23 protein-coding genes are annotated in these 25,321 nt (G+C 63.4%); 18 read left to right on the top strand and 5 right to left on the bottom strand.

Translation table 11 applies throughout. From position 1 onward, the window contains the following. The first annotated feature begins 456 nt into the window (after positions 1 to 456). Both BTHE68_RS13135 and BTHE68_RS13130 read left to right on the top strand, forming a co-directional pair. Complete coding sequence (locus BTHE68_RS13135) at positions 457 to 900, top strand: lytic transglycosylase domain-containing protein (protein WP_061174317.1); 444 nt, start codon at positions 457 to 459, stop codon at positions 898 to 900. A gap of 136 nt (positions 901 to 1,036) precedes the next feature. Beyond that, positions 1,037 to 2,311, top strand: coding sequence for a GTP-binding protein (locus BTHE68_RS13130; protein ID WP_162066654.1), 1,275 nt, complete (start codon positions 1,037 to 1,039; stop codon positions 2,309 to 2,311). 90 nt (positions 2,312 to 2,401) lie between these two features. On the opposite strand, the gene BTHE68_RS13125 is transcribed toward BTHE68_RS13130, so the two are convergent. Next, the gene (locus BTHE68_RS13125; RefSeq protein ID WP_008352404.1) at positions 2,402 to 2,680 is read right to left on the bottom strand and encodes an HU family DNA-binding protein; all 279 of its coding nucleotides are present in this window, start codon (positions 2,678 to 2,680) and stop codon (positions 2,402 to 2,404) included. Between the two features lie 297 nt (positions 2,681 to 2,977). Between BTHE68_RS13125 and BTHE68_RS13120 the strand changes: the two genes are divergently transcribed. From BTHE68_RS13120 to BTHE68_RS13085, 8 genes are all read left to right on the top strand, one after another. Beyond that, positions 2,978 to 4,024 carry a VTT domain-containing protein gene (locus tag BTHE68_RS13120; RefSeq protein ID WP_162066653.1) on the top strand — a complete coding sequence of 349 codons (1,047 nt, stop codon included), beginning with the start codon at positions 2,978 to 2,980 and terminating at the stop codon, positions 4,022 to 4,024. Between the two features lie 18 nt (positions 4,025 to 4,042). Further along, complete coding sequence (gene mnmC1 / locus BTHE68_RS13115) at positions 4,043 to 5,842, top strand: FAD-dependent 5-carboxymethylaminomethyl-2-thiouridine(34) oxidoreductase MnmC1 (protein WP_162066652.1); 1,800 nt, start codon at positions 4,043 to 4,045, stop codon at positions 5,840 to 5,842. 821 nt (positions 5,843 to 6,663) lie between these two features. Beyond that, positions 6,664 to 7,866: a cation:proton antiporter gene (locus BTHE68_RS13110; protein WP_162066651.1), complete on the top strand. Its 1,203-nt coding sequence runs from the start codon at positions 6,664 to 6,666 to the stop codon at positions 7,864 to 7,866. Positions 7,867 to 7,907: 41 nt separating this feature from the next. Beyond that, positions 7,908 to 9,020 (top strand): YbdK family carboxylate-amine ligase, encoded by a 1,113-nt coding sequence (locus BTHE68_RS13105; protein ID WP_162066650.1) that lies wholly within the window; start codon positions 7,908 to 7,910, stop codon positions 9,018 to 9,020. A 705-nt stretch (positions 9,021 to 9,725) separates the two neighbouring features. Further along, a complete protein-coding gene (locus BTHE68_RS13100) occupies positions 9,726 to 10,370 on the top strand; it encodes a MarR family winged helix-turn-helix transcriptional regulator (protein ID WP_162066649.1) in 645 nt (214 codons plus the stop codon). Positions 10,371 to 10,501: 131 nt separating this feature from the next. After that, positions 10,502 to 11,224 (top strand): glutamine amidotransferase, encoded by a 723-nt coding sequence (locus tag BTHE68_RS13095; RefSeq protein WP_162066648.1) that lies wholly within the window; start codon positions 10,502 to 10,504, stop codon positions 11,222 to 11,224. Between the two features lie 96 nt (positions 11,225 to 11,320). Next, entirely contained in the window at positions 11,321 to 12,433 is a 1,113-nt protein-coding gene (locus BTHE68_RS13090) for an NADH:flavin oxidoreductase/NADH oxidase (protein ID WP_162066647.1), read from the top strand. A 180-nt stretch (positions 12,434 to 12,613) separates the two neighbouring features. Then, positions 12,614 to 13,084, top strand: coding sequence for an SET domain-containing protein (locus BTHE68_RS13085; protein WP_162066646.1), 471 nt, complete (start codon positions 12,614 to 12,616; stop codon positions 13,082 to 13,084). A gap of 55 nt (positions 13,085 to 13,139) precedes the next feature. Here the strand turns inward: BTHE68_RS13085 and BTHE68_RS13080 are convergent, their stop codons facing one another. Together BTHE68_RS13080 and BTHE68_RS13075 are read right to left on the bottom strand one after the other, a co-directional pair. Continuing rightward, positions 13,140 to 14,597, bottom strand: coding sequence for a sensor histidine kinase (locus tag BTHE68_RS13080; RefSeq protein ID WP_162066882.1), 1,458 nt, complete (start codon positions 14,595 to 14,597; stop codon positions 13,140 to 13,142). Between the two features lie 80 nt (positions 14,598 to 14,677). Continuing rightward, positions 14,678 to 15,364 (bottom strand): response regulator transcription factor, encoded by a 687-nt coding sequence (locus BTHE68_RS13075; protein ID WP_014192702.1) that lies wholly within the window; start codon positions 15,362 to 15,364, stop codon positions 14,678 to 14,680. 169 nt (positions 15,365 to 15,533) lie between these two features. Between BTHE68_RS13075 and BTHE68_RS13070 the strand changes: the two genes are divergently transcribed. Together BTHE68_RS13070 and BTHE68_RS13065 are read left to right on the top strand one after the other, a co-directional pair. Beyond that, entirely contained in the window at positions 15,534 to 15,764 is a 231-nt protein-coding gene (locus tag BTHE68_RS13070) for a DUF3717 domain-containing protein (protein WP_061174093.1), read from the top strand. Between the two features lie 248 nt (positions 15,765 to 16,012). Further along, positions 16,013 to 16,516 carry an Lrp/AsnC family transcriptional regulator gene (locus tag BTHE68_RS13065; protein WP_061174092.1) on the top strand — a complete coding sequence of 168 codons (504 nt, stop codon included), beginning with the start codon at positions 16,013 to 16,015 and terminating at the stop codon, positions 16,514 to 16,516. Here the strand turns inward: BTHE68_RS13065 and BTHE68_RS13060 are convergent. After that, a complete protein-coding gene (locus tag BTHE68_RS13060) occupies positions 16,474 to 17,004 on the bottom strand; it encodes a class IV adenylate cyclase (RefSeq protein WP_162066645.1) in 531 nt (176 codons plus the stop codon). The two genes, BTHE68_RS13065 and BTHE68_RS13060, sit on opposite strands and share 43 nt — an antisense overlap. Positions 17,005 to 17,120: 116 nt before the next feature. Beyond that, complete coding sequence (locus tag BTHE68_RS13055) at positions 17,121 to 18,023, bottom strand: LysR family transcriptional regulator (protein WP_162066644.1); 903 nt, start codon at positions 18,021 to 18,023, stop codon at positions 17,121 to 17,123. A gap of 124 nt (positions 18,024 to 18,147) precedes the next feature. Between BTHE68_RS13055 and BTHE68_RS13050 the strand changes: the two genes are divergently transcribed. The 6 genes from BTHE68_RS13050 (at position 18,148) to BTHE68_RS13025 (ending at position 24,987) form a co-directional block, all read left to right on the top strand. After that, positions 18,148 to 19,824 (top strand): GMC family oxidoreductase, encoded by a 1,677-nt coding sequence (locus BTHE68_RS13050; RefSeq protein WP_162066643.1) that lies wholly within the window; start codon positions 18,148 to 18,150, stop codon positions 19,822 to 19,824. Positions 19,825 to 20,194: 370 nt separating this feature from the next. Then, positions 20,195 to 20,974, top strand: coding sequence for an ABC transporter ATP-binding protein (locus BTHE68_RS13045; protein WP_008352429.1), 780 nt, complete (start codon positions 20,195 to 20,197; stop codon positions 20,972 to 20,974). Further along, positions 20,971 to 21,732 (top strand): ABC transporter ATP-binding protein, encoded by a 762-nt coding sequence (locus BTHE68_RS13040; protein WP_162066642.1) that lies wholly within the window; start codon positions 20,971 to 20,973, stop codon positions 21,730 to 21,732. The genes BTHE68_RS13045 and BTHE68_RS13040 overlap by 4 nt, the downstream gene beginning before the upstream one ends. Before the next feature lie 82 nt (positions 21,733 to 21,814). Next, positions 21,815 to 23,035: an ABC transporter substrate-binding protein gene (locus BTHE68_RS13035; RefSeq protein ID WP_162066641.1), complete on the top strand. Its 1,221-nt coding sequence runs from the start codon at positions 21,815 to 21,817 to the stop codon at positions 23,033 to 23,035. A 96-nt stretch (positions 23,036 to 23,131) separates the two neighbouring features. After that, on the top strand, positions 23,132 to 24,016 hold the full coding sequence (locus BTHE68_RS13030) for a branched-chain amino acid ABC transporter permease (RefSeq protein WP_061174086.1): 885 nt from the start codon (positions 23,132 to 23,134) through the stop codon (positions 24,014 to 24,016). Further along, positions 24,016 to 24,987, top strand: a complete 972-nt coding sequence (locus BTHE68_RS13025) for a branched-chain amino acid ABC transporter permease (RefSeq protein ID WP_162066881.1) — start codon at positions 24,016 to 24,018, stop codon at positions 24,985 to 24,987. Before BTHE68_RS13030 ends, BTHE68_RS13025 begins: the two co-directional genes overlap by 1 nt. Positions 24,988 to 25,321: the final 334 nt, after the last annotated feature.

The following is a 25,321-nucleotide window of genomic DNA, read 5'->3' as shown; positions in this document are numbered from 1 at the left end:
CAGTTTCATGTAACGGAATTGTGCCAATTCATGTGGCACCAGGTCGCTCTTCCGCTGCTCGTGCGATTACCCGCTCCAGCGCTCTCAAGCTTTCGAATAACTTGCCGATAGACCGTATCTGGGCTGTTCCAGAGTTGGGCCGATGCACGCGGGAGCCGAATTGTAACCCGTCCAGAAGTCTTATTATTCATACATTTAGAACAAGTCCGATGGATCTGCCGGTGCGCTCGCGCGCAAGCGGTTTCTCGGTCGTTGCCATGGACGTATGTCTGATAGCCAACTTTTGGCTCGAATCATCAGCCGGTATGATACGGTCGGTTCCGCATTCCGGGCGGTTGCAGAAAGGGCGGGTTTTCCCCATGCCACCCGGCCGCGGGCGTTGATTTGTTGGCGGTGGCGCCAAGGCGCCGCGACGGCGGCATGGCGTTCCGCGCGTGCGGATGGAGTAGAAAGAAGATGAAGAGAATCGTGCGACTATTTGCGATATGCGGGCCGCTGCTGGCGGCCGCCTCCGCACACGCAGACTGCTTCGACGAAGCGGCGAAATACCAGAAGGTCAATCCGCTCATCCTGCGCGCGATCGCGTGGCAGGAATCGCACAACAAGCCCGACGCCATCAACAAGAACGCCAACGGCTCGACCGACTACGGGCTGATGCAGATCAACTCGATCCATCTCAATACCCTGGCGCAGTACGGCATCTCGAGCGGCACGCTGATGGAACCGTGCAAGAGCGTGTATGTCGCCGCATGGCATCTGCGCCAGAAAATGAACAAGTATGGCAATTCGTGGCAGGCGGTCGGTGCTTACCATTCCGAAACACCCGCGCTACGCGACAAGTATTCGGCACAGATCATCGAGATCCTGCGCCGCTGGAAGCTGGTTCAGGCCACCCGCTGACGCAGCGGCGCACCCCTCGCGCGCGCCACGGCCCGCGCGCATTTGATGCAAAATCCCCTATTCGATCGCCCGCGCCGTCCGAACGGCAGCGCGGGCTCGCGCTCGCGCGCTCCCTTCCCCGCTACGCTCCACTGCGATGAACCAGACGCCATTGCCCATTACCGTGCTATCGGGATTCACCGGCGCGGGTAAGACCACACTCGTCGATGCCCTGCTCGCCAACGCCGCGGATGTACGCATCGGCGCCGTGACCTGCGGCAAGGCCGCGTCCGGCGCGGATCGCGAAACCACGGAACTGCCGAACGGCTGCCTGCTGCTGACGCTCGCCGACCGGTCGATGGAAGCGCTCGAAAGCGCGATTACATGGATCGCGCAACAGCAGCGTTTCGATGCGATCGTGGTCGAAGGGTCGGGCATCGCCGATCCGATGAGCATCGCCGAGCATCTCGCTTTCGGCGACGACGACGACGCGACGCTCGCCGGCCGCGCACATCTCGACACCTTCGTCACCATGATCGATGCCGCGAGCTTTATGCGCGACTACGCTTCCTCCGATTCGCTCGCCGAGCGCGGCCTGCATCACGAAGGCCACGATGAGGAAGACGGCAAGACGGTGGTCGAAACGCTCGTCGAGCAGATCGAATTCTGCGATGTCATCGTCATCAACAAGGTCGATCTCGCCAGCGCGGACGAAGTCGAAAAGGTCGAGCGCATCCTGCACGGTCTGAATCCCCGCGCGCTTCAGTTGCGCGCGCAGTCGGGCAACGTCACACCCGCCGACGTGCTGAACACCAGCCGCTTCGATTTCGATGCGACCGCGAGCGCGCCCGGCTGGCTCGCGATTCTCAACGGCGAACATCCGACGAGCGATGAACCGGATGCATTCGGCGTCGGCCATTTCGTGTATCGCGCGCGCCGGCCGTTTCATCCCGAGCGCCTGTGGAACCTGCTGCATGAGGAATGGCCGGACGTGCTGCGCGCAAAAGGCTTCTTCTGGCTCGCGACGCGCAGCGAAGTCGGCGGTTCGCTATCGCAAGCGGGCGGCACACTGCGGCATGGTCCGGCGGGCGTGTGGTGGGCGGCGCAGGATCGCAGCGAATGGCCGACGGACGATCCCGAGCTGGAAGCGGAAATCGTCGCGGAATGGTATGGCGATCCGGACGACAACAGCATCGGCGATCGACGGCAGGAGCTGGTGCTGATCGGCCTGAATCTCGATCCCGCCGCGTGGCAAGACCGGTTCGATGCATGCCTTCTCACCGACGACGAGTGGGCGCTCGGCCCCGATGGCTGGCAACGCTTCGCCGATCCGTTCCCCGCATGGGACGTCGAGGATCACGACCATGAGCATGACCATGAGCACGACCACGATCATGGTCCCGATTGCGATTGCGACGATCATCGGCATTGAGCAGACACAAACCGCAGCCGAAAAAAAACCCGCCGAAGGCGGGTTATGACCAACTGGCTACCTTGGGTAGCCGCACAATCGGCAAGAAGCTTACCGCTTGTTCACTGCGTCCTTGAATGCCTTGCCAGCCGTAAACTTGACCGTCTTTGCGGCCGGAATCTTGATGGACTCGCCGGTCTTCGGATTGCGGCCGGTGCGCGCTGCGCGCTTTCCCGAGCCGAAGCTGCCGAAGCCGATCAACTGCACTGCGTCACCTTTCGAGACAGCCTTCTTGATCACTTCGAGCAACGTGTCCAGCGTTTCGCCGGTTTGAGCCTTGCTGGCGCCGGTCTGAGCGGCTACGGCGTCGATCAATTCCTGTTTGTTCATTAAGGTTCCTTTATCAGTTTAGGTTGACACGAACAGCGCGAACGCGCCGATTATACGTGCGCAAGCCGTGCAGTCGAGTAGGGACGGCCTTCTGGCATGCCCGCCCGACGAATCGGCGTTCTATCGCGCCATCACACCGGCGTTGCTCCACTTCGTCGCCTTCTCGCCGCCTCTATACGCGGCGCTTGGTATGATAGCGCAGCGCAAACCCAATCAGGACAAGGGTTTCAAAGATTTACCCTTATATTTTTGGGGCTCCCGGCGGTTTTTTTGGCGCAGCACATCTGGGTCCGATCCATGCTACGCGAGCTGATCATCGAATATGGCCTGCCGTTGGTTTTTGCCAACGTTCTGCTCGAGTGCCTCGGCTTGCCGCTCCCAGCCTTGCCCACATTGGTTTTGACGGGTGCCATCACGGTCTCGGTGAGCTTTGCATCGGGCGATGTGGCGGGCCTTGCAGCGGGCTTGCCGCAGCTCTTTCCATCGGCTGCAACAGGGCCGCTCGCGGCGATCGTCATCACGGCCAGCATCGCCGCGCTCATCGGCGATACGCTCTGGTTCTGGCTCGGACGCCGCCACGGCGGCCGCGTGCTCGGCTTCCTGTGCAAGCTCTCCATCTCGCGCGATACCTGCGTGAACCGCAGCCTCGACTTCTTCGGACGCTTCGGGGTTCGCATTCTCGCCGTATCGAAGTTCATACCCGGCTTGTCGACGCTCGCGATTCCCGTCGCGGGCGCGACCGGCATCGGCTTCGGCAGCTTTCTTTTTTATGACGCGCTCGGCGCGATCCTGTGGTCAGGCATCGGCGTCGCGTTCGGCGCGATGTTCGCGGATCTCGTCGATAGCGCGCTCGCCTGGCTCGACCTGTTCGGGCGCGGCGTGATGGTGCTCGCAGTCATCGCGCTCGCGCTCTATCTCGCCATGCGCTGGTGGCAGCGCGTGTCGCTGTTGCGCAGGCTGCGCATGGCGCGCATCGATATCGCGATGTTGCGTGCGCTGCTCGAGCGCGAGCCGCCGCCGCTCGTCATCGACGTGCGCCGCCATGAACGTCGCGCGATGGATCCGTATGCCATCCCCGGCGCCCTGCTCCTGCATGACGACGCCGCGTCGCAACTCGCCGGCATCGCGCGCGACCGCAAGCTCGTGACCTACTGCGATTGTCCGAGCGAAGTCTCCGCCGCGCTCGCCGCGAAGGAACTGGCCGCGCATGGCTTCACCGATGTCGCGCCGCTGCTCGGCGGACTCGCGGCATGGCGCGCCGCGGGCTACGCACTCGAACCGCTGATGATCGAAGACGCCGCGAACGGCGCGGCGCGCGCTATCGCCAAGTCGTCTTCCGCCTGATGTGTCTTCACCTTTAGCATGACCGAATCCCTGCTTCTCGCTTCGCACGATCTTCCCGCGCGCTGGCGGCATCGACGCGTCTTCACTTTCGTCGATACGACATTCAGCGTCTTTCCCTCGCTCTGGCAGCGCTGGCGCGCCGACGAGCAACGGTGCGACCGGCTGCATGTCGTCGCTGTCGCGCCGCTTGCCGCGCTGGACGATCCGCCTTGCGCCGATGATCCAGCGCTCACCGCCGAACTCGCGCGCGCATGGCCGATGCGCGTGCCGGGTGTGCATCGGCTCGAATTCGACGAAGGTCGCGTGGTGCTGACGCTCGCCATCGGCGACGACACGCAAGCGCTGCTGTCGAAACTCTGGCTGCGCGCCGACGCATTCCATGTCGATGCAACCGGCGACGCGCGCACGTTGTGCAAGACGCTCGCACGCTTCGCTGGCGACGGCGCGACGCTCAGCGCGAGCGCAGCCGACGCGCTTCATGCGCCATTGCGACAGGCGCTGGAAGCGTCGGGATTCGCGTGTTCATCGGCGTCTACGGACGCGCGGCTCATCGCGCGCTTCGCGCCGCGCTGGCGCGTGCGCCGTCACGAGCCGCCGCTTCCCTGCGCTGCGAACGTGCGCGAAGCCATCGTGATCGGCGCGGGCCTCGCGGGTTGCGCGATGAGTTCGCGGCTCGCCGCGCGCGGCTGGCGCGTCACGTTGATCGATCGCCACGCGTTGCCCGCGCGCGATGCATCGGGCAATCCGGCGGGCGTGTTTCATCCGATCGTCTGGCGCGACGACAGCGTCGCCGCACGCCTCACGCGCGCGGGCTTTCTCTACGCGTTACGCCGCTGGCAGTCGCTCGAAGATGCGCGGCACGACCTCTTGCGCAGCGGCGCCGGCCTGCTTCAGATCGCCGACACCGCCGACGATGCCGACGCCCTTGCCGCCGCCATCGCGCGTTTCGCGTATCCATCGGACTATGTGCAGCCGATCACGCGCGACGATGCAGCGCGCCTCGCCGGCATCGAGGTCGCGCGCGGCGGCTGGTTCTTTCCGCGCGGCGGTGCGATCTCGCCGGCCGCGGTCTGCGCGGCGCAACTCGCCGATGCGTCCGCGCACATCACGACGCGCATGCAGACCGAAGGCATCCGCATCGCGCACGATGGCCAGTTCTGGCGCGCCTTCGACGCCAGCGGCGATGAGATCGCGCGCGCGCCGGTCATCGTGCTCGCGAATGCTCACGATGCGGCGCGGCTCGCCGGGCTGTACGGCGCACCGACACGCAGCGTGCGCGGCCAGCTCACCGTGCTCGATGCGGGCGCGCTCGATGCATTGCGCATGCCTGTGATCGGCGAAGGTTATGCGGTGCCGCTCGGCGCGCAGCGAACGCTGATCGGCGCGACCTACGATATCGACAACCCCGACCGTGACATCCGCGACGCCGGGCATCGGGAGAATATCGAGCGCGTCGCGGGCATGTTGCCGGGTCTCGCGCTCACTCCGAAAACCGTGCGCGCGGGCCGGGTCGCGTTTCGCTGCGTGACGAGCGACCGCATGCCGATGATCGGCCAGCTCGCCGACGAAACCGCCGCGCGCCGCGAGGCGCACCGGCTGTCGGGCGCGTGGCCGCTCGATCTGCCGCGCATGCCGGGCCTCTACGGCGCGTTCGCGTTCGGCTCGCGCGGTCTTGTCTGGGCGACGCTCGCGGCCGAGCTGATCGCCGCGCAGATCGAAGGCGAGCCGTGGCCCATCGAACGCGAACTAGCCGAAGCGATCGATCCAGCCCGCTTTTTGCTGCGCGCTTTGCGGCATGGAGAAATCGGCCCGGCGTAGTTGTCCCCGGCGTGCTGTGGATAACCCGTCGGAATGCATGCGAATGACATGTGCACGCGTTGTGCACGTAAACGGGACAACTCGAAGCCACTTTGAATCGGCCGAAAGTTGTTCCACGTTGACCGCGCAGCGCCAACATGTTTACCGCGCGCTTTTGCTTCTCTCAAATGATTGAATGAAAAGACGAAAGCCGTGTTATCCACAGAACATGCGGATGCTTGTTAACTGCTACTACGTATATATAAAGTAAACCTGTAAACACCTGACGGCGAGGCTATCGGCCGGCCGTAAACAGATCATCCGGACGCCGTCGATCACGGCAACCGGTCAGCCTTTCCATTTCGGTCCGAGCAAGGCAGTCGCTTTTACTTCATAAGAATCATGAGCTTGGACTTTCTGTCAGGGGCTCCGAGGTATGGCACAATCGCGCTTCTTCCTGCGTCGCGCCGTTCAGACGGCGACCGCTTCAATGGAACGATGGTTGCGCGCCAAGAATCTGATCAACGAAGCCGCACCGTCGTTTGCTGTGTTCGGCCCGGCAATCAAGTGGGCGCCGCATGTACGACTCCTGTCACACGAATCCGGGATCTCCGGTGCGACATTGAGAACATGCACGGCGCATCGCTGCCAGCCGAATACGTCGTCTAATTCGTGCACGGCCTGTCCGTGACGCCGTGTTCGTTCGCTTTTCGTTTCGCCTGAATGAACCGCGCTCGCCTTGACCCGGCGGATGCGCCTCGCCCGCGAGCGCGCGCCGTCGATGCGAGTCTCGTAACGGAACGTGCACGCTCTGCTGCAGCAACGAAGGAGAAGCCAATACGATGAATTCGGCATTTTCATTTTTGCCCGCGTGGCCGCTCGAACCCGACGCCATTTTGTGGGCCGGTCTCGCGCTCGTCACGGCGGGACTCGCCGGAGAGCTGCTATGGCGCGCGTGGCGCCTGCCGCGCATCACCGGGTTCGCGGTGATCGGGCTGATCGCCGGCAACGCGGGGCTGGGCGTCATCGACTCCAGCGCGGGCGGTTTGTCGCGGCCGTTGCTCGATGTCGCGCTCGGCTTGCTGCTGTTCGAACTGGGCGGGCGGCTCGATTTGCGATGGATCCGCCGCAATCCGTATCTGGTGCTTTCCAGCATCGCCGAAGCGACGCTCACGTTCGGCCTCGTGCTGATCGCGCTGATGCTGCTCAACGTGCCGACGATGCCCTCGGTCGTGATCGCCGCGATCGCCATGGCGACGTCGCCCGCGATGGTCATCCAGCTGAAGACAGAGTTGCGCGCGGAAGGCCAGGTGACGCAGCGTCTCTTGACGCTCACCGCGCTCAACAGCATGTATGCGGTGATCGTCGAGAAGCTCGCGGCCGGCGTGCTGCACCAGGAAATCTACGGCAACGCGCTCGCGACGATTCTTCAGCCGCTCTATCTGCTGATCGGCTCGCTCGTGCTCGCGTTCCTGCTGGCGCGCGCGTGCAATCTGCTGGTCCGGCGTCTGCCCGCGAACGACGAGCATTCGTTCGTCGCGCTGTTCGGGCTCGTACTGCTGGCCATCGCGGTGGCGCACCTCTTCAAGCTGTCGACGATTCTCGCGCTGCTCGCCGCCGGCATCATCGTGAAGAACGCGGATGAGCGGCCGCAGCTCTGGCCGTCGCACTTCGGTTCCGCCGGCTGGCTGCTCACCGTCATTCTTTTCGCGCTGACACTGACGTCGTTCCAGTGGCGCGACATCGCGCTTGGCGGCGTCGCGGCGCTCGGGCTGATCGTCGCGCGCTTCATCGGCAAGCTCGCGGGCGTGCTGATCTTCGCGAAGCCGAGCGGACTGGACTGGAAGCAGGGCGCGGCGCTCGGCCTCGCGCTCACGCCGATGTCGGCGCTCGCGTACGTGCTCGTCGACGACATGTACGTGCTCTATCCGGACTACGATCCGACGCTGCGCGCGATCATCATGTGCTCGATCGTCGTGCTGCAGATCGTCTCGCCTTTCGTGGTGTACCGTAGCCTGTCGGCGGTGGGCGAGCGGCGCGAGTAAGCGCGCCCCTCCGCTCAGGCATTGATCATTCAAGAGGCGCCATGGCACTCGAACCCTTCATCAACTCAGAACCGTTCACGTTCGGCGTCGAGCTTGAGATCCAGGTCGTCAATACGCACGACTACGATCTGACCCGCGCCGCGTCGGACCTCATGCGTCTCATCAAGGACGAAAAGATTCCGGGCAACATCACGCCCGAAATCACCGAAAGCATGATCGAGCTGTCGACCGGCATCTGCACGACGCACGAGCAGGCCGTCACCGACCTTCGCAAGATCCGCGATACGCTCGTCGCCGCGGCGGACCAGCTCAACGTAGGCCTGGCCGGCGGCGGCACGCACGCGTTCCAGCAATGGAGCGATCGCCAGATTTACGACGCGCCGCGCTTCCAGTACATCTCCGAACTGTACGGCTACCTCGCCAAACAGTTCACGGTGTTCGGCCAGCATGTCCATATCGGCTGTCCCGACCCGAACAGCGCGCTGTTCCTGCTGCATTCGATGTCGCGCTATATCCCGCATTTCATCGCGCTTTCGGCGTCGTCGCCGTACATTCAGGGCGTCGATACGGGGTTCCACTCGGCGCGTCTGAATTCGGTTTTCGCGTTCCCGCTGTCGGGGCGCGCGCCGTTCGTGCTGACCTGGGACGGCTTCGAGGAATACTTCTCGAAGATGGTCAAAACGGGCGTCGTCAACAGCATGAAGGACTTCTACTGGGATATCCGGCCGAAGCCCGGTTTCGGCACGATCGAAGTGCGCGTGATGGATACGCCGCTGTCGGTCGACAGGGCCGCCGCGATCGCCTGCTACATCCAGACGCTGTCGCGCTATCTGCTGCTCGACAAGCCGCTCACGCCGCGCGAGGACGATTACCTCGTCTACACCTTCAACCGCTTCGAGGCGTGCCGCTTCGGGCTGGAAGGCACCTGCATCCATCCGCAGACGGGCGAGCGCCGGACCATCGGCGAGGACATTCTCGCGACGCTCGATCTGCTCGGCCCGCACGCCGAGGCGCTCGGCTCGCAGGCCGCGCTCGCGCAGGTGGCCGACATCGCGCGCGGCACGAACGATGCGACATGGCTGCGCGGAGTGGTGGACAAGGAAAAATCGCTGCATGAGGCAGTCAGGCAGCAATGTCTGGAATGGCGCCGATAACGCCGCGCTTACGCTGAGAAAGTTCGGCGAATCATGACGAAAGGCCGCTTCGACGCGAATCGAAGCGGCCTTTTTCTCTGGTCCGTATGAAACATTTGCATGACGCGCACCGTCGAAAGGAGAACTGATTCGGTGTCGCTACGGTTTACTTCAGAAAATCCGTATACATCCGTAATAGTAGTTAACAAGTCCCGTGCCTCGCTGTGGAAAACGTCAAAAATCTGTGCTGAGTCAACTAGCTAACAGGACGATAACCATGCGGGCTCTTTGTGCGTCGCGAGATGACATTCGGGACAACGGAAAGCCGCTTGACGAGACCTTATGTGTTATCAAGAATACGTCCACATACAAAGAACACGCTTTTCCACGGGTTATCCACAGTTCTGCGTGGATAATTAAGGTGTACGTTTGTTCTATGTCGCTTAGAATGGCGACTCTGCTGATAGGGCGTTATAGTCGGCAGGAAAACAGCGCCACTGGCAGCAACATAAGACGGCGCGTAACGAAGAGGGTAGCAACGTCCCCATTCAGGCACCGCTAATTGGGTTGGCACGCCTGAATTTTGAGACGGCGGGGACCGAGAACGAAGGGCAGCTCGCAAGGGGTTCGGAGTACATTCTGCGGGCGGCATTTCGAACGAGGTGTTCGCGGCGGTTGCGCGAACGGGCCGTCAGAACACATAAGCGGAACAACAAGCGAAAGACTATGAGTGAAGGCGTTTACGGAGAGCAGGCGACGGGGCGGGTGACCCACGGCCTGCTGCGGCTGAGCACGGCGATGCGCAGCCAGGCATGGGAATGGGCGGAAGGCGCGGGGCTGACGCCGACCCAGGGTGAAATTCTCGTTCTGCTGATGCAGCGCAAGGGGCCGATGCGCCTCGGCGAGATCGCGCGTGAAACGGCGTTGACCGCCGCCACGACGAGCGACGCGGTGAGCACGCTCGAAGGCAAGGGTCTCGTCGAGAAACGTCGCGCGCTCGACGACGGCCGCGCGCTCGCGGTGCGTCTGACGGCGCGTGGCCGCACGGCTGCGAAGAAGGCGCTGCAATGGCCGGACTTCCTCGCGAAGGCGGTCGGCACGCTGCGCCAGGACGAGCAGGTGGCGTTCTATCGCACGCTCCTGAAGACGATCCGTCAGCTCGAATCACAGGAGCAGATTCCGGCGCATCGCATGTGCCTTACCTGCTCGCACTTCGAAGCGAGCAAGAATCCGAAGAAGACGCCGCATCACTGCGCGCTTCTGCACCTCGACATGGCGGATACCGATCTGCGTCTCGACTGTTCGGTATACGAAGAAGCCGACGTCGCCACGCAGAAGAAGAGCTGGAAAATCTTCGCCCAGCTCGCCTGAACGCGGTCGGTCGGTAGCATGCATTTGGCGTCATCCGGCGCTGTGAGGCCGCGGCGAGTCGGTTAGACTGTGCCCGTCGCGCCTCACCGCGAGGCGCGGCTCGTCACAACCCCGTTCCGAGAATGCCGCCGATGAAACATGAAGTCCTGGCGATTCGCCACGTCTATTTCGAAGATCTGGGCAGCCTCGAACACGTACTCGGCGATCGCGGCCACCTGGTGCGCTATCTGGACGTCGGGCGCGGCCGCATCGACGCGCCCAATCCTCTCGATCCCTCGCTGCTCGTCGTGCTCGGCGGCCCGATCGGCGCCTACGAGGACGCGCACTATCCGCATCTCGCGCCGCTGCTGTCGATGCTCGAAAAGCGCATCGCGGCGGGCTTGCCGACCATCGGCATCTGTCTGGGCTCGCAGCTGATCGCGCGGGCGCTCGGCGCGCGGGTGTATCCGTCGGGCCAGTTCGAGCTCGGCTGGTCGCCGCTCACGCTGACCGACGCGGGCCGTGCGTCCGCGCTGCGTCATCTCGAAGCCGACAGCGCGGCAGTGCCCGTCTTTCACTGGCACGGCGACACCTTCGACCTTCCCAAGGACGCGACGCTGCTCGCATCCACCGATGTCTGCGCGCATCAGGCGTTCGCCTGGGGCGATCACGTGCTCGCGCTGCAGTGCCATCCGGAAGTGCTCACGGAGCGCTTCGAGAGCTGGCTGGTCGCCTATCCCGGCGATATCGCGAGGAGCGGCACGACGGTCCCCGCGCTACGCGAGGAAACCGCGCGTCACGGCGCGAATCTCGAACGCGCGGCGCGCGCGATGTTCGGCGAATGGCTCGACCGCTTCACCGTGGAGACGCGCTGACGTGTGATGGTATGAAGCATCGGGCGGCGGGCGTTCTGCACGCCGCGATTCGCGGTGCTATCCTCGATCGCTTCTCTCTTGCGACGAGCCACCGCCATGAGCGCGCTGTTCACTCCCACGACCCTCCGCAGTCTTCAGATCCCCAATCGCGTCTTCGTGTCGCCGATGTGTCAGTACTCCGCCGAGCGCGGCGAAGCCACGGCATGGCACATGATCCATCTCGGCCAGCTCGCGCTGTCGGGCGCGGGCATGCTGTTCATCGAGGCGACGGCCGTCGAGCCGGACGGCCGCATCACGCCAGGCGATCTCGGGCTGTGGGATGACGTCACCGAAGCCGCGCTGCGCCCGGTGCTCGCCGCGATCCGCCAGTATTCGAAGATCGCGGTGACGATGCAGTTGTCGCACGCGGGCCGCAAGGCATCGAGCCGCAAGCCGTGGGAAGGCGGGCAGCTGATCTCCGTCGCCGATGGCGGCTGGATGACCTTCGCGCCCTCCGCCGTGCCGCACAAGCCGGAAGAAACGCCGCCGCTCGCGCTCGACGCCGCCGGCCTGATTCGCGTGAAGGAAGCGTTCGTCGCGTCGGCGAAGCGTGCGGCGCGACTCGGCATCGACGGTATCGAGGTGCATTGCGCGCACGGTTATCTGCTGCATCAGTTCCTGTCTCCGCTCGCCAATCAACGCACCGACGAATACGGCGGCTCGCGCGAGAACCGCATGCGTTTCCCGCTCGAAATCTTCGATGCCGTTCGCGCTGCGTTTCCCGCCGACAAGCCCGTCGGCGTGCGCGTCTCCGCGACCGATTGGGTCGAAGGCGGATGGGGCATCGAAGACACGATCGCGTTCGCGTCGGAACTGAAGAAGCGCGGCGTCGACTGGGTCGATGTGTCGTCGGGCGGCGTATCGCCGTTGCAGAAGATTCCGTTGTCGTCGGGTTATCAGGTGCCGTTCGCGCAGGCCGTGAAGGAAGCGACGGGCGTGAACACCGTCGCAGTGGGTCTGATCACCGAGGCGAAGGAAGCGGAAGAAATCGTTGCGAGCGGCCAGGCCGATTACGTCGCGATGGCGCGCGCGATGCTCTACGATCCGCGCTGGCCGTGGCACGCGGCGGCCGAGCTCGGCGCGACCGTCACTGCGCCGCCGCAGTACTGGCGTTCGCAGCCGCGCGATCAGAAGAATCTCTTTGGAGAGATCACTATCGGGCAACGCTGAAAAGCTTCGAACATCATCCAGACGGTTGAGCTATCGCGCGCCGGGAGTGTAGGATACCGGTGTGTTGAGCGCGAGCGTTCAACCGAGCGAACGCGGCGCCTTCGAGGTCACCGCGTTTTTTTTCATCCCGATGTTCATCCCGATCGCGCGGGAGCGAAGCGTTATTTAAGGATTCGTTCGATGAGTTCACGCAGGGTCACCGTTCGCCGCTCCGGCGTGCATGGCAAGGGCGTGTTTGCCGTGAAGCGGATTGCCGCGGGCGAGCAGGTGATGGAATACAAAGGCGAGCGCATTTCGTGGAAGGAAGCGCTGCGCCGCCATCCCCACAATCCCGAAGAGCCGAATCACACGTTCTACTTCGCGCTCGACGATGGCCACGTGATCGACGGCAAGATCGACGGCAACAGCGCGAAGTACATCAATCACTCGTGCGCGCCGAACTGCGAGGCCGAGGAAGTCGAAGGCCGCGTGTTCATTCACGCGCTGCGCGCCATCGAACCGGACGAAGAGTTGAACTACGACTACGGACTCGTCATCGACGGCCGCATCACGAAGAAGCTCAAGAAGGAATACGAGTGCCGATGCGGCGCGAAGAAGTGCCGCGGCACGATGCTCGCGGTGAAGAAGGAAAAGGAAAAGAAGAAAAAGTAGGCCGCGTGCACGCGCTGCATCGATTCGAACGAGCCACGCAAGCGCGTGGCTCTTTTCATTGCGCGTCCGCCGGCTTCGGTTCCTTCAGCGGCATGCGTACGATGAAGCGCGCACCGCCTTCAGGCGCGTCTTCGTAATGCACGGTGCCGCCGTGCAGCACCATGATGTCGTGAACGATCGCGAGCCCGAGGCCCGCGCCGCCTTCCACGCTTTGCCCGTCGCCGCGGAAGAAGCGCTTGAAGAGATCTGGCTGCTGATCCGGCGGCACGCCAGGGCCGTTGTCCTCCACGACGACTTCGCCGAAGCGGCGGTCGTTCGCGTCGCGCCATTCCGTGACGGTCAGCGTGATGCGCGCGCCCTCGGCGCGAAACGGCGGAATGTACTTGAGTGCGTTGTCGATCAGATTGGCGAGCACTTCGCGGCTGAGCACGATATTGCCGCGCACGATCAGCGGATGCTCGTTGTCGGGATCGTCCAGACGCTGGAAGCCGAGGTCCACGCGCGCGGCGAGCGCTCGCGGCACCCATTCCGCGCCGGTTTCGAAGGCGAGCGCGGCGAGGTCGAAATCGGCGAAGCGCGCGGCCTGTTCGCCCGGCTCCGCGCGCGCGAGCGAGAGCAACTGGTTCGACAGACGCACCGCACGATCCGCCGATGCGCGCAACTCCTTCACCGCTTCGATCGCTTTCGCCGGATCGCGCGAGCTGAGCGCCTGCTCCGCGTGCAGCTTGACGGCGGTCAGCGGCGTGCGCAATTGATGCGCGGCGTCGGCGATGAATTTGCGCTGTGCATCGAGCGCCGCTTGCAGGCGCACGAGCAGGCCGTTCATCGCGCTGGTGAGCGGGCGGATTTCGCTCGGCACGTAGGTTTCATCGACCGGTTCGAGCGAGATGTGGGTCTGCTGATTGAGCGTGTCCGCGAGATCGGTGAGGGGATTCAATTGCTGATTCACGACGCGCCAGACGATCACCCAGCCGGCGAGCAGCAGCAACAGCAGCGGCATCATGATCGCGATCAGGAATTCCACCGCGATGCGATATCGCGAGCCCACGCGCTGCGCCACCTCGACGACGATCGGATTGCCCGTCGGCTGCGGCACGCGCACTTGCGCCGCGCGCACGGACACGCCCTGAAAGTGCGTCTCGAAGACGTACGCGTAGTGAATGCGCCGCACGCTGGTGCCGGTGAGCGGCAGATCGGGCTCGCCGGCGATCTCCTCGTCGCCCGTGCTGATGCGGTAGATGAGCTGCTCGACAGGATCGGAGAACATCGCCTGCGCGAGCGGCGGCACGGTGACGGGAGCATCGACGCCCGCGAGCTGGATCTGCTTGGAGATGGCGGTGGCGAGATCCGCGAGAGAGCGGTCGACCACATGTTGCGTGTACTGCCAGGCGAGCCAGTACGCCATGAGACCGCTCATCAGCGCGAGCAGGGACAGCGGCGCGGCGAGGCGGCGCAGCAGCGTGCGCCGCAGACTCGGCGGCACCGGCGTCTCGGCGGCTTTCGAGCGCGCCAGATCGAGCCAGTCTTCGCGGGCGAAACGCTGATCGCCCGCGCGGCGGGTGGGAAATCGCAAGGCGGTCTACGGCAGAAGCATTACGCCGCTTGCCGGATCTCCTGCAGCAGATAGCCGAAGCCGCGAACCGTCACGATCTCCACGCGCGTGTTTTCGAGCTTTTTGCGCACGCGATGCACATAGACTTCGATAGCCGTATCGCCGAGATCGCCGCCGAAGTGCGTCAGGTGATCCTGCAGCTGCGCCTTGCTGACGACGCGGCCATGACGCAGCAAGAGCATTTCGAGCACCGCGAATTCGCGCGGCGAGAGTTCGAGCGGACGTTCGTCGTTGAAGATGCGGCGATCGACACCCGACAGGCGCAAGCCGCCCAGCGACACCTCGGGGCGCGGCACGTCGCCGTGCGGGCCGCTGCGGCGCATCACGGCGCGGATGCGCGCTTCGAGTTCCTGCGGCTCGAACGGCTTGAGCATGTAGTCGTCAGCGCCGCTGTTCAGGCCCTGCACGCGGTCGTGCAGTTCGTCGCGCGCGGTGAGGATGATCACCGGCGTGTGACGGTTGCTCTGGCGGAAACGCGAGAGCAGCGTCATGCCGTCGATGCCGGGCAAGCCGAGATCGAGAATGACGAGTTCATGGCGGTTCTGCGCGAGCGCCTGCTCGGCGAAGATGCCGTCGTGCACCATGTCGACCGTGAAGCCGGATTGTTCGAGGCTGCTTTGAATGCCGCGCGCGATGGGGCGGTCGTCTTCGATCAGAAGGATTCGCATGGAGTCGCTCAAGTACAATGGGTTGAGCTCGGGCGGGCGGGGCGGTCGGTGACTTGCACGACGAGGCGGCGCGGGCTCGAGCCGGTTAAAACTCACATCTCATGCGGCGTTGCGCGACCGTATCCCGGAAGCCGCGTGCGGCCGTATACCTTTGAATTTCTGCCCGGACATGGCTGTCATCCCGATCCACGAACTCGAAGCCGCGATCAACTACTGGCGCGGCCGCTCCCCGTCGAGCGGCGACGAACTCAGCCTCTGCAAGGAGGCGAGCGCGCTGTCCAGGCCCTATGCGCTGCTGATTGTACAGCGTCAGTCCAGCACGACGCCCGAGCAACTCGACGACGAGGCGCGCGCCGCGTGGGAAGCTTACGCGTGCTTCAAGAATGGCATTCGAAACTGAAAGGTATTTGACGTTCAAGCTTTCTGTTTAATGCCTGAATGCTTGCATTTGCGTCGATTCGTCGAAAATCCGCGCTTATTCGCCTTTCAGCTATGTCATGGTTGGTAACACGCGTGTTACCTTGTTTGCCGCCGTAATGACTTCGTAAAGTGTGCGCGAAACGGCCCTTTTGCGCAAAGGGTTTGTGAGCGATAGCGCGTTAATGCGATAAAGTCGCATTCACCACGGTTTCTGTGCGCATCCGCCTCATGCTCGAACTCGATCATTTCGACCTTGCCCTGCTCGACGTCCTTCAGCGCTTCGGGCGCGCCACCCATCAGCAACTGGGCGAGCAAGTGCCGCTCTCGCCGTCGCAGATCGGGCGGCGTCTGCAGCGGCTGGAAGCGACGGGGGTCATCGAAGGGTATCGGGTGGTATTGCGGCCCGAGAAGCTCGGGTTAGGCGTGACGGCATTCACGAGCCTGAAACTGAAGCATCACGGCGATTCGATCATCGAGCAGTTTCAGCAGCAGATCGAGATGCTGCCCGAAGTGCTCGAATGTCACGCGACCGTCGGCGATGCGGACTATCTGCTGCGCATCGTCGCGCCGGATCTGAACGCGCTCTCAGGCTTCGTCATGAAGAAGCTGATGCGCGTGCCGGGCGTCGACAGCGTGCGCTCGAACATCGTGCTGACGACGTTCAAGCGCAACGGCCCTTTGCCGCTCACTCATCTGGCCGAGGATGACCCGGGACTGAGCAAATCCACGTAAGCGAGCGGCACGAGGTCCGTCTGCGCGACGCCGAGACGCGCGAACATCGCGTGCGCTTCCTGTTCGCCGCCGGCTTCGTCGTCGTCCTGGCCGAGCACCACTTCCAGCTCGATGAAATCGCCGAGGCCGTCCACCCGATCCAGATGAATGCGCGTGCGCCCGACCAGATACACGTGTCGCTCCTTCGAGACGATGCCGCGCGTGGTCAGCGCCTGCGCGAGCAGCGCGTGCATCGCTTCCGGATTCGTGACCGGGCTGCGCGAGTAGTACGAGACTTTCGGGCCGTCGCGGTCGTCGCGCTGATAGAAGATCAGCTCGGACGGCGTGCCGTCGTCGAACTGGCGCAGCTTGAGGCGGCCGGTGGGCACGTCGTAGAAGAAGTCCTGTTGGCGGAAAACCAGCGGTGCGTCGGGGGCGAGCGCGGCCGCGCGCTCGCGGAGTTGCTCGAATCGATGCGCGCGCGCCTTGATTTCGATGTTGCGTGCCATGAAGGCTCCTCGAACACAATGGGATGGATGAGCGAGGGTTCAGCCTAGCAAATAATCGATGAAACCCGCTTGAATGTACCTGCGCGCCGACCCGGTATTTCCACCGAGATGTCTTGTCAAACCGCCCATTGTGCGTCGATCAGCCGCAGCGCCGCCGCGATCGCGGGTTCCTCGCGGCGCTCCGCGAGCGTGACGAAGGACAACTGCGTCGGCACGGTGACGCCTTCGACGATCGTCAGCGCGTGCGCATGCGCCTGCGCCAGCGCGATCGAATCGCGCGCGAGCGAGAGACCGACGCCCGATTTCACGAGATCAAGCATCGACGGCTCCTGATCCACCTCCGCGACGATCACCGGCATCGCGCCGGCCTCGCGAAAAATGCGCGACAGGAGCCGGTTGTGCGCGGATTCGGGCGGCGTCCAGATCCACGGCAGCTTGGCGAGCGCCGCCCAGCTCCGTTTGCCCTTGTTGACGCGGTTGTGCCAGCCCGCCGGCGCCAGCACGCGATACAGAAACGGCGTGAGCCTGATAACGTGAAAGCGTTCACCGTCGCGCGTGCCGTCGATGGCCGGATCGCCGATGTAATAGCCCACGTCCAGCTCGCGCGCCCGCACGCGCTCCAGCATCCAGCCCGACATGCCGTGTCGCAGGGAGGTCTCGATGCGCGGATGCGTCTCCACCAGTTGCCGCAGAAAGCCGCCGAGGCGCAGAAACTCGGGATCGAGAATCGTGCCGATGCGCAGCGTGCCGCTCACTTCATGACGCAGCGCGGCCGCCGCGCGCTGCACGTCGGCGGCGGCGGTGAGCGCGCGTTCGGCGTGCGGCAGCAGCGCTTCGCCATCGCGCGTCAGCAGAAGACCGTGAGACGTGCGCGAGAACAGCACGACGCCCAGCATCTCCTGCAGGTTCTTGATCTGCAGGCTGACGGCTGGCTGCGTGAGATGCAGTTGCGCGGCGGCACGCGTCAGATTGCCCTCGCGTGCGACGGCGATAAATGCGCGCAATAAGGTGTAGTCCATCGGCTGATATTAAAGCTTCTTATATCTCAATTGAACATATCTGATTGGATTCGGGGGCGCATCCGGCAGTACGCTCGGGTTGAGTCGCAATAGACGGCAATAGACGGCGCACCAGGAGACATCCATGAAACAGAACGCGCGCAAGCTGGAAGGTGAATTCGACTACATCATCGTCGGCGCGGGCACGGCGGGATGCGTGCTTGCGAATCGGCTCACCGAAGATCCGGACGTGAACGTGCTGCTGCTCGAAGCCGGCGGCAAGGACGACTATCACTGGATTCACATTCCGGTCGGCTATCTGTATTGCATCGGCAATCCGCGCACGGACTGGCTCTACAAGACGCAGGCCGAAGCGGGTCTGAACGGCCGCACGCTGGCGTATCCGCGCGGACGCGTGCTCGGCGGATGCTCGTCGATCAACGGCATGATCTACATGCGGGGCCAGCGCGAAGACTACGACGAGTGGGCGCACGTCAGCGGCGATCCGAACTGGTCGTGGGATTCGGTGCTGCCCGTGTTCATGCGCAGCGAAGATCATCACGGCGGCGGCAATTCATGGCATGGCGCGGGCGGCGAATGGCGCGTGGAGAAGCAGCGCCTCAAGTGGAAGATTCTCGAAACCTTCGCGCAAGCCGCGCAACAAAGCGGCATTCCCGCGACGGACGATTTCAATCGCGGCGACAACACGGGTGTTGGTTATTTCGAAGTGAACCAGCGCGGCGGGATTCGCTGGAACGCGGCGAAAGCCTTCCTGCGCGCAGCGATGAAGCGTCCCAATCTCACGACGATCACCGGTGCGCATACACAGCGTCTCGTGTTCGAAGGCACGCGCTGTGTCGGCGTCGAGTATCGCGGCGGCGATGTCGATTACATCGCGCGTGCGCGTCGCGAAGTCATCCTCAGCGCGGGCGCGGTGAATTCGCCGCAGATTCTCGAACTGTCGGGCATCGGCAATGGCGAGCGTCTGCAACGGCTCGGCATCGATGTCGTGAAGAGCCTGCGCGGCGTCGGCGAAAATCTGCAGGACCACTTGCAATTGCGCATGGCGTACAAAGTCAATGGTGTGCGTACGCTCAACACGTTGTCGGCGCACTGGTGGGGCAAGCTGTTCATCGGCATGCAATACGCGTTGATGCGAAGCGGCCCGATGTCGATGGCGCCGTCGCAGCTCGGCGCGTTCGCGAAGTCGAATCCCGATGACGCATCGATCAAGCGGGCCGATGTCGAATACCACGTTCAGCCTTTGTCGCTCGAACGCTTCGGCGAGCCGCTGCATGCGTTCAACGCCTTCACGGCATCGGTGTGCAATCTGCGGCCGACATCGCGCGGCAGCGTGCATATCGAATCGCCGGATGCACATGCGGCGCCGTTGATCGCACCGAACTATCTGTCGACGGAGCGCGACCGCGAAGTCGCCGCGAATTCGTTGCGGCTCACACGGCGCATCGTCGGCGCGCCCGCGCTGGCGCAATACGCGCCCGAAGAGATTCTTCCGGGCATCCAGTATCAGACGCAGGAAGAACTCGCCGAAGCCGCGGGCAAGGTCGGCACGACGATCTTCCATCCGGTCGGCACGTGCCGCATGGGCACGGACAACGATCCGGGCGCGGTCGTCGACAGCCGCTTGCGCGTGATCGGCGTGCGCGGGCTGCGCGTGGTCGACGCATCGGTGATGCCGACGATCACGTCGGGCAACACCAACTCGCCGACGCTGATGATCGCCGAGCGCGCAAGCGCCATGATTCGCGAGGACCGGCGCGGCATCGAGGCGCAGGAAGTGATCGCAACGGCGCTTGCGTGACAGGTCGATGAAAACCGTGCTTCACATGTCGGGATGACATGTGCATGGCGCGCGCATGACGTGCACGGTGCAATGCTTACCCGCGCAGGGAATAAGCATTCGTCATGCCCTTATTGCGTGCATGGCTGAAGGCTCCAAGCATTTCGTTAGTTAGTGCAAATCCCAATGATTGCGCTGCATCATTGGCGCGACAATGGCCCCGGAATTAGTGATGCTCGGCATGCCACGTGCACACTTTGTGCGGCCGCAACAGCGGTGCGCGAAGCGAAGCAGTACCGGAATGGGGACAACGTTCGGTGCGCGCGGAAAGAAATAATAAGGCGCAGGCGAACACAGTTTGCCCAGCGTCTCACTTCGCATGGAAGGGGACATGATTCTCGGCGACACCATTCTTGAAACGCGCGGGCTCACCAAGGAATTCAAAGGCTTCACGGCCGTGAATGGCGTGAACCTGCGCGTGCGCCGCGGATCGATCCACGCGCTGATCGGACCAAACGGCGCAGGCAAGACCACCTGCTTCAATCTGCTCACCAAGTTCCTCGAACCCACTGCGGGTCAGATCGTTTTCAACGGCACGGACATCACGCGCGAACGGCCTGCGCATATCGCGCGGCGCGGCATCATCCGCTCGTTTCAGATTTCCGCCGTGTTTCCGCATCTGACGGTCTTGCAGAACGTGCGGATCGGCCTGCAGCGGCAATTGGGCACGTCGTTCCATTTCTGGCGCAGCGAACGTTCGCTCGATGCGCTCAACGATCGCGCGATGGACCTGCTCACGCAAGTCGGCCTCACCGATTTCGCCGATACGAAGACTGTCGAGCTTTCGTATGGCCGCAAGCGCGCGCTGGAAATCGCGACCACCCTGTCGATGGAGCCCGAGCTCATGCTCCTCGACGAACCCACGCAAGGCATGGGCCACGAGGACGTCGATCGCGTGACGGCGCTGATCAAGAAAGTGTCGGCGGGCCGCACCATCCTGATGGTCGAGCACAACATGAACGTGATCGCGGGCATCTCCGACACCATCACCGTACTTCAGCGCGGCGAAGTGCTGGCCGAAGGCAGCTATGCGGAAGTGTCGAAGAATCCGCTCGTGATGGAAGCCTACATGGGCAGCGCCGACGCGGCGCTCACCGGAGCGCATGCATGAGTACGACCGTGGAGGAGCGCCGCTCGCGCGAGGCGAACGGCGCGGCGGGCAATGTGCCCGCGCTGGAAATTTCGGGTATGCAGGCGTGGTACGGGGAATCGCACATCCTGCACGGCGTGGACCTCAAGGTGAATCGCGGCGAAGTGGTGACGCTGCTCGGCCGCAACGGCGCGGGCCGCACGACGACGCTGCGCGCCATCATGGGATTGACGGGACGGAGGACGGGCTCGATTCGCGTCGCGGGAAACGAAACCATCGGGCTTGCCACGCACCGGATCGCGCATTACGGGGTCGGCTATTGTCCGGAGGAGCGCGGCATTTTTTCGAGCCTGTCGTGCGAGGAGAACCTGCTTCTGCCGCCGCTCATCGGCCCCGCCAAGGACGCGATGTCGCTCGACGAGATCTACTCGATGTTCCCGAACCTGAAGGAGCGCCGCGCCAGCCAGGGCACGCGTCTTTCGGGCGGCGAGCAGCAGATGCTGGCTGTCGCGCGCATTCTGCGCACGGGCGCGAATCTGCTTCTGCTCGATGAAATTTCGGAAGGCCTCGCGCCGGTCATCGTGCAGACACTCGCGCGCATGATTCTCATGCTGAAGTCGCGCGGCTACACCATCGTCATGGTCGAGCAGAATTTTCGTTTCGCGGCCCCACTCGCGGACCGCTTTTACGTGATGGAGCACGGAAACATCGTCGAGCATTTCGGCGCGGGGGAACTCGAAGCGAAGATGCCAGTGCTGCACGAATTGCTCGGGGTGTAGTTCTCTTCAGCGCAGCACATCGCAGGACATCAGCAGGGCAATACCAGTAACACGCATCGAATCAAAACTCATGGAGACTGGAATGAAAAAGAAGACCCTCGCGCGCCTCTCTACTCTGTGCTTTGCGGCTGCGGCGGCGAGTGTGGCGGTGATGAGCACGAGCGCCAGCGCCGCCGACGGCAATAGCGTGAAGATCGGTTTCGTCACCGATCTGTCGGGCCTGTATGCCGATATCGATGGCCCCGGAGGCCTCGAAGCCATTCGCATGGCGATCGCCGATTTCGGCGGCAAGGTCAACGGCAAGCCGATCGAGCTCGTCTATGCGGATCACCAGAACAAGGCCGATATCGCCGCATCGCGCGCACGCGAATGGATCGACCGCGATGGCGTGAACGTGATCATCGGCGGCACGAACTCGGCGACGGCGCTGTCCACCGCGCAAGTCGCGGCGGAAAAGAAGACGCCGTACATCAACATCGGTGCGGGCGCGGACAACCTGACCAACGAGCAATGCTCGCCGTACACGGTCCACTACGCGTACGACACGATGGCGCTCGCGAAGGGCACCGGTTCCGCGGTGACCAAGCAGGGCGGCAAGACGTGGTACTTCCTGACCGCCGACTATGCGTTCGGCAAGGCGCTGGAAAAGAACACGTCGGATGTCGTGAAGGCCAACGGCGGCCAGGTGCTGGGCGAGGTGCGCCATCCGCTGTCCGCGTCGGACTTCTCGTCGTTCCTGTTGCAGGCGCAGGGATCGAAGGCACAGGTGCTCGGCCTCGCGAACGCGGGCGGCGACACGATCAACTCGATCAAGGCCGCGAAGGAATTCGGCATCACCAAGTCGATGAAGATCGCCGCGCTGCTCATCTTCATCAACGATATCCACAGCCTCGGACTGGAGACGACGCAAGGCCTCGTCGCGACAGACAGCTGGTACTGGAACAAGGACGAAACCACGCGCAAGTGGGCGCAGCGTTACTTCGGCAAGATGAAGAAGATGCCGTCGAGCCTGCAGGCCGCGGACTACTCTGCCGTGACGACGTACCTGAAGGCCGTGCAGGCAGCCGGCACGACCGACAGCGACAAGGTGATGGCGCAGCTTCGCAAGACCAAGATCGACGACTTCTATGCGAAGGGCACGATCCGCGAAGACGGCGCGATGATCCACGACATGTACCTGATGGAAGTGAAGAAGCCGTCGGAATCGAAGGAGCCGTGGGACTACTACAAGATCACCGCGACGATTCCTGGCGATCAGGCGTTCGGCACGAAGGCGGAGTCGCGCTGCAAGCTCTGGAAGTAAGCGTTCGGTAGTGCTTTAGCGCGTTCGCGCGGCGGGCGGCCGAAAGGGCCGCTTCGCCGTCGCACCCGCGTCAACACGTTTCTGACGGCAGGTTCAATGGAAATATTCGGCATTCCACTCGCCGCAATGATGAGCCAGCTGCTGCTCGGGCTGGTGAACGGCTCGTTCTACGCGATCCTGAGCCTCGGGCTCGCGGTGATCTTCGGCCTGCTCAACGTCATCAACTTCGCGCACGGCGCGCTCTTCATGCTGGGCGCGATGCTCGCGTGGATGGGCTACTCGTATCTCAGCATTCCATACTGGGCGATGCTCGTGCTCGCGCCGCTCGTCGTCGGGCTGTTCGGCGTGCTCGTCGAGCGCTCGATGCTGCGCTGGCTCTACAAGCTCGACCATCTCTACGGGCTCTTGCTCACCTTCGGCCTCACGCTCGTGGTCGAAGGCGTGTTCCGCTCCATCTACGGTTCGTCGGGCCAGCCGTATGACGTGCCGTCGCTGCTGTCGGGCGCGACCAATCTCGGCTTCATGTTCCTGCCGAACTATCGCGCGTGGGTGGTCGTCGCTTCGCTCGCGGTGTGTTTCGCGACGTGGTTCGTGATCGAGAAGACACGTATCGGCGCATATCTGCGCGCGGGCACGGAGAACCCGAAGCTCGTCGAGGCATTCGGCATCAACGTGCCGATGATGATCACGCTCACCTACGGCTTCGGCGTCGCGCTCGCGGCGTTCGCGGGCGTGCTGGCCGCGCCGGTCATTCAGGTCTCGCCGCTGATGGGCCAGTCGATGATCATCACCGTGTTCGCGGTCGTCGTGATCGGCGGCATGGGTTCGATCATGGGTTCGATTCTCACCGGCCTGCTGCTCGGCGTGATCGAGGGCTTCACGCGCGTGTTCTATCCGGAAGCGTCCGCGACGGTCGTCTTCGTCATCATGGCGATCGTGTTGATGATTCGCCCGGCAGGACTCTTCGGCAAGGAAAAATGATGCAGAGAAAAGCGCTCTACGCCCTGTTGCTGATCGGCTTGGCCCTGGCGCCGTTCGTCGGCGTGTATCCGTTGTTCATGGCGAAGGTGCTGTGTTTCGCGCTGTTCGCGGCGGCGTTCAACTTGCTGATCGGCTATACGGGGCTGCTGTCGTTCGGGCACGCGATGTTCCTCGCGACGGCAGGTTATGTCACGGGCTACGCCATCCAGTCGCTCAACTTCACGCCGGAACTCGGCGTGATCGCGGGCACGGCGGCGGCGACGCTGCTCGGGCTCGTCGCCGGCCTGCTGGCGATCCGGCGTCAGGGCATCTACTTCGCGATGGTCACGCTCGCCCTCGCGCAAATGGTGTACTTCGTCTTTCTGCAGGCGCCGTTCACGCACGGCGAGGACGGCCTGCAAGGCGTGCCACGCGGCAAGCTCTTCAACGTCGTGGATCTCGGCAACGACATCACGCTCTATTACGTCGTGCTCGTCGTGATGCTGTTCGCGTTCGCGCTGATCGTGCGGATCGTGCATTCGCCGTTCGGGCAAGTGCTGATCGCGATCAAGGAAAACGAGCCGCGCGCGATTTCGCTCGGCTACGACACCTCGCGCTACAAGCTGCTCGCGTTCGTGCTGTCGGCGGGGCTCGCCGGTTTCGCCGGTTCGCTCAAGACGGTCGTGCTCGGCTTCGAAACGCTCGGCGACGCCTACTGGACCATGTCCGGCCTCGTCGTGCTGATGACGCTCGTCGGCGGCATGAGCACGATGTTCGGGCCGCTGCTCGGCGCGGCGATCATCGTCGCGCTGGAGGACCGGCTCGGGGATATCGGCAGCGGCATCGCGCGCATCACGGGCGTGGCGTGGTTCAACTCGCTCGGCGAATCGGTGACGATCGTGACAGGTGTCATCTTCATCGCGTGCGTGCTGGCGTTCCGTCGCGGGATCGTCGGGGAGATCGTCGCGCGGGTTCGGCCGCTGCAAGGATGAAAGTATTTGGTTCGCGATCCGAACCAATAGTGCAATTGCGAGAAGCACCTGTATTGCAAGAAATACGCCCCGATGAGGTGCTTTTGTGCACCACTAGGGTAAATGCTAGGTTGTCGGGCAGTGTTGCGTTCTTTAACATGCGTCCTAGTTCTGTTGCACCCAGATTTTTGAGGTGGAGAACGAGGAGACATGAGGCACAAAGTGCCCGACCGAAAAGCGCTGTTGGATGAGTCCAACAGCGCTTTTTTATTTGCCCGTCGATAATACGAATAATCCCGCCAGGTGATTTTAAGCGGGGGTTTTCCCGAGGTTTTCCGCTTTGCGCTGCCGCGTT

The sequence above is a fragment of the Burkholderia sp. THE68 genome (assembly GCF_009938265.1).
GTDB lineage: Bacteria > Pseudomonadota > Gammaproteobacteria > Burkholderiales > Burkholderiaceae > Caballeronia.
Note: the sequence above shows the minus strand (reverse complement) of the source record. Positions and strands in the feature narration are given on the sequence as shown.